Annotated in this window: 3 protein-coding genes; all 3 read right to left on the bottom strand. The window is 40.7% G+C overall.

The features are described 5' to 3' along the window. On the bottom strand, window positions 1–324 hold a 324-nt coding region (locus tag HF864_RS09235), incomplete at its 3' end, for a hypothetical protein (protein ID WP_169462698.1). 1,905 nt (window positions 325–2,229) lie between these two features. Beyond that, complete coding sequence (locus tag HF864_RS09230) at window positions 2,230–3,036, bottom strand: hypothetical protein (RefSeq protein WP_169462697.1); 807 nt, start codon at window positions 3,034–3,036, stop codon at window positions 2,230–2,232. Between the two features lie 569 nt (window positions 3,037–3,605). Then, window positions 3,606–3,901, bottom strand: a 296-nt coding sequence (locus HF864_RS09225; protein WP_169462696.1) for a hypothetical protein, incomplete at its 5' end; no start/stop codon positions are given.

The raw sequence follows: 3,901 nt of genomic DNA, 5'->3' as shown, positions 1-3,901 counted from the left end.
TCTTATATTAAAGATAACGTCAAAAGCAACGGTATTGATTAGCTCTGCTGTTTGGTCTTGATCCTTGTCATGATCTGTAAGCAACAACAACAGCACACTAGCCTGTATAGCTCCCAGACAGCCGATCTCATAGCCTATCTGCTCTGCTTGAAACTCTCCCAGCATACGCTCTGCTAGGGCTGATCCTTGTTCTGATCCATAATAGCCCTGCTCTTGTAACCACTGTTGCATGAGTGGCTCTGATAGTCCGTGCCTTAGTGCAATCCTACCATAGCCTTGATTGTACCAGTCTATCAGCTGTTGTTGATCCTTGTTCAGTGCCATATCCATACACTCCCTTATATTGTATTTACCTATATAGTAGCCCTGTTTTAGGCGTACTTAGCCTTAAATCCTAGGATAGCAACGTACGTACGTACGTTCGCTCTCTCTTTCACTTTGCCTGTAGCGACAAAGCGTCTGATCTCTCAGAATCACTCTAACGGCTTTAGATCAACTATCTATACAGCTAGATAGTTAGCTCATTTAAAGCTGTTAGCAGACTGTTTAAACTCACCTAGCCCTTGTTCTGAACAGATCTTAGAGTTCGAGTTCTGGTCGATCTCAAGAAAGCACCGCTGATCTGGTCAGATAGTCCGTTGCTGTTTTCTAGGCATCCAGCCACGTCTTTAGATCCATGCCATAGGATCAAGGTTTAGCATACCCGTAATGTTAACTACACATTGGGGCTATATCCAATGCACGGGCGCTTTAGGGGGCTACCCAGCAGAGCCACTGCTTAGATCGGTTAATGCCAGCCTACGGCAACAAAAAAGAGCGGCAACCGCTTGGCTACCACTCTTAGCTTGATCTAATTAGTTTTCAGATCAGTTTTCAGAGATCTGCTAATGTTTATCATCGTTATCTCTTGTATTTGCTGATCTAATCGAGTATCATGATATTCGATTACTAATTGGCTAGGTCGAGTAACCAATTGGTCAGCCTTAGTTGGTATTGCCGTACCGACTAGGGCTTTTTCTTTTTTCCGTTAATATTCAATTGCTTACTATGATAGCGTTCTAGGCGCTGTCAGACAAGCCTTTTAAAACCAAACCACGCTTATACTGCTTGATCTTAGCCGTCAATGATTGCCTATATGATAGGCTTTTACAGTCCATGAAAACCTATATTTTTGTTTTAAATTTTTTTTCTTTTTTTTCTTTACAGTGATCCAGCAGATCAGTCCAAAAAACGGGCTTGCAACTGCCATTAAAATTCAAATTTTAATGCGTTTATAAACAAAAGCCCGTCATATCAACGTTTATGCACCATTGGGTCTGCTTTATGCACGCACGTTTTTGACTTGTGCAATGATTCACAGCTTTTTAGGTACTTTATACAGTCTATTTTGTATATATACATACACGTGCAGCGACCTTATGGATCAATATCAATGCTTATGATCAATCCATAATGATACAGTCATATCTTATCAGTTTTGATCTGCTCTATCTGCTCTTGATCACTTTCAACCTGTAAGGACATCCCCAGTGCTAGGATAGCCCTAGAACGCTCTCAGACGCTCTCAGAGCCGTTTTAACTATTTACGCTTATGATTGACCGTCAAAATTCTAAAACGTCTGTATGGTGATTTTAGACTGGTTATACGGCACGTTATGTTTATATAGCTCTCTCAGCCGTTGTCAGCAGACCATGGATCAGCTCTCAGACTAACTCTGTTTGATCTCTGGATAGATCCTTATTGCTAACATGGTGCTCAGACGCTCTAAAATGCTCTCAGAGCCATTTTAAGTCTTGTTTGGTATAGTTACACCTAAAATGGTTAAAACGTCTGTACGGTTCAAAATATAGCTCTCACAGCGTGCTTAGTATGGTAGCCCAGTATTAGGATCAATACAGCTGTTTTGGCTCTTATTGGCTGTTAAGGCTGTTTGTACTATGCAAACGTCTGTTATACGGGCTTTTATGAGCCTTTTTTGGCTAACTGCTCAAAGCAACTAAACAGTCCCAGAAAATAGACTGATACGGCTGTTTAGGTGTGTTTTTGGCTCTCAAAACGTAAAAAATTCGGTGGTGTGTGTGAGTAGGTACGTATTACAGCACCTATCTTTTTATTTTCATTGATCGTGGAAAGTACCCCGTCAGCCCAGCAAATGCACCAATAGCAACAAAAAAAGAGTAGCCACTGATATGACTGCTCTTTTGTTTTGTTAAAATCCATGTTTTACTCTAAGCTACAACTTTGGTAATATGCTTTTTTTGACGTGGATCAGATATAACTAGGTGGTGCATAGTCCACTCAGTTAGATCTTTAACGTTGACTGGATCACTGTATACATACTTTACAGTGTGATATTCGTTTGCTAACACTAGCTTGTAGTAGCAGATAGCATTATGCTCTCTAAGCCATTTCAAATGGTTCTGTACCGTGGTTACACTTAGATTTAACATACTAGCCAAATACGTTGGTGTTTTGGTCATTGTGGCGTTGGTACTCTCGAACGTTATGGATCTCATAGCAACATAAATAGCTACTCTATACAGCGTTGCCATTCCCTTGCTCTGCTCCAGTATGGTGCTAATCGTTGGGCTATACAGCTTACAGTAACCATTAGACTGGTCTTCACTGTTAATGATCTTAACAGTCTGCGTTTTGGTCGTATGATCTGGTCTGATCTCGATCAACTCAGCATGGTGTAACTCTAGCAGTAGTTGCTGGATCTGCTTAGTGTGTCTAGACGCTTGTGATCCATAGCCTAACCGCTTGGCTATCCATAACGGGTTGATACGTGCCACAGCATAGCCGTCATAGTCCATTCCCCGACTGCTCCAGTAAGCTAAAAGCCCTAACAGTCCAATTGCTTTAGCACTAACTCGCTCTTTCCACGTACTCGATAGCGTTCTGTATTCAAGACCCTTGACGTTAGGGTACTTAGCTTTCAGATCCTTGTATTTATCGGTGATCTCTTCCAGCATGAGTGGACTAGCTAACATTGCCTTAACTTGTTTAGTTTTTTCTGCTGTTTCGTTATCCATTTCATCAATCCTTTTCGTTTTATTGCATTGATCCTATTGTCTAACCGATTTTCGATATATCAAGGATTGGCATAATTCCAGCTCAAAAACTACCCTTACGAAATCTTTATTTTCAAGGGGTCTGGTATTTCTAATTTTCTTAATCTATGTTATTTATCTTTAATCTGTAATATGTTAAATGCGTTCTCGATCTGATAATGATTGTCTGTACCAAAATCGTATACCCCACATGATTTTGTTTGTAACTGAAGATCCACTGTTCAATCTTTTCAGATATCCATAAAATTTGAAATCATTGATATATCAACGTTTTCATTTTTAGCACTTGTCAATCCTTGATATATCAATAAGCGGTGGTAGACTAGATCCCAGTAGTGATTATCTGCTGTTTCGTTGGTTCAATTTAAAAGCCCTAGCCGTCAACGTTGGTTAGGGCTTTTTATGTTCTGTTTGATCTCCAGCAACTACTAACAGCCGTGGCGGCAACCACTTAGCTAACTCAGAACGGCTCTCAGCCTAACTCAAGCGACCAACTATCCATGGATCTGATAGTTCAGACGCTCTCAGCGTCAATTTAAAGCCCTGTACAGATCAATTAAGCCATAGTAGTAAGCCCGTGGCTGTTGCTGGGGACTTGAAAGCAACTCTAATAGTTTGGATTCATTAGCGCTCAGATCTGCTACTCTGTTGTCTACATAGTCCATTATCTGCTCATGGTCTAGCTCTGTTTCATCAACAATAGTCATGCTCAGCTGATATAGCCCAGTGCCGTCAACATCTGCTAAATCTCTTATATTAAAGATAACGTCAAAAGCAACGGTATTGATTAGCTCTGCTGTTTGGTCTTGATCCTTGTCATGATCTG

The sequence above is a fragment of the Lactobacillus sp. MRS-253-APC-2B genome, assembly GCF_012843675.1.
Lineage (GTDB): Bacteria > Bacillota > Bacilli > Lactobacillales > Lactobacillaceae > Limosilactobacillus > Limosilactobacillus pulli.
Note: the sequence above shows the minus strand (reverse complement) of the source record. Positions and strands in the feature narration are given on the sequence as shown.

Excerpts from the sequence above, each read along its gene's own strand:
- HF864_RS09230 (WP_169462697.1), bottom strand. The coding sequence starts at position 3,036 with ATGGATAACGAAACAGCAGAAAAAACTAAACAAGTTAAGGCAATGTTA.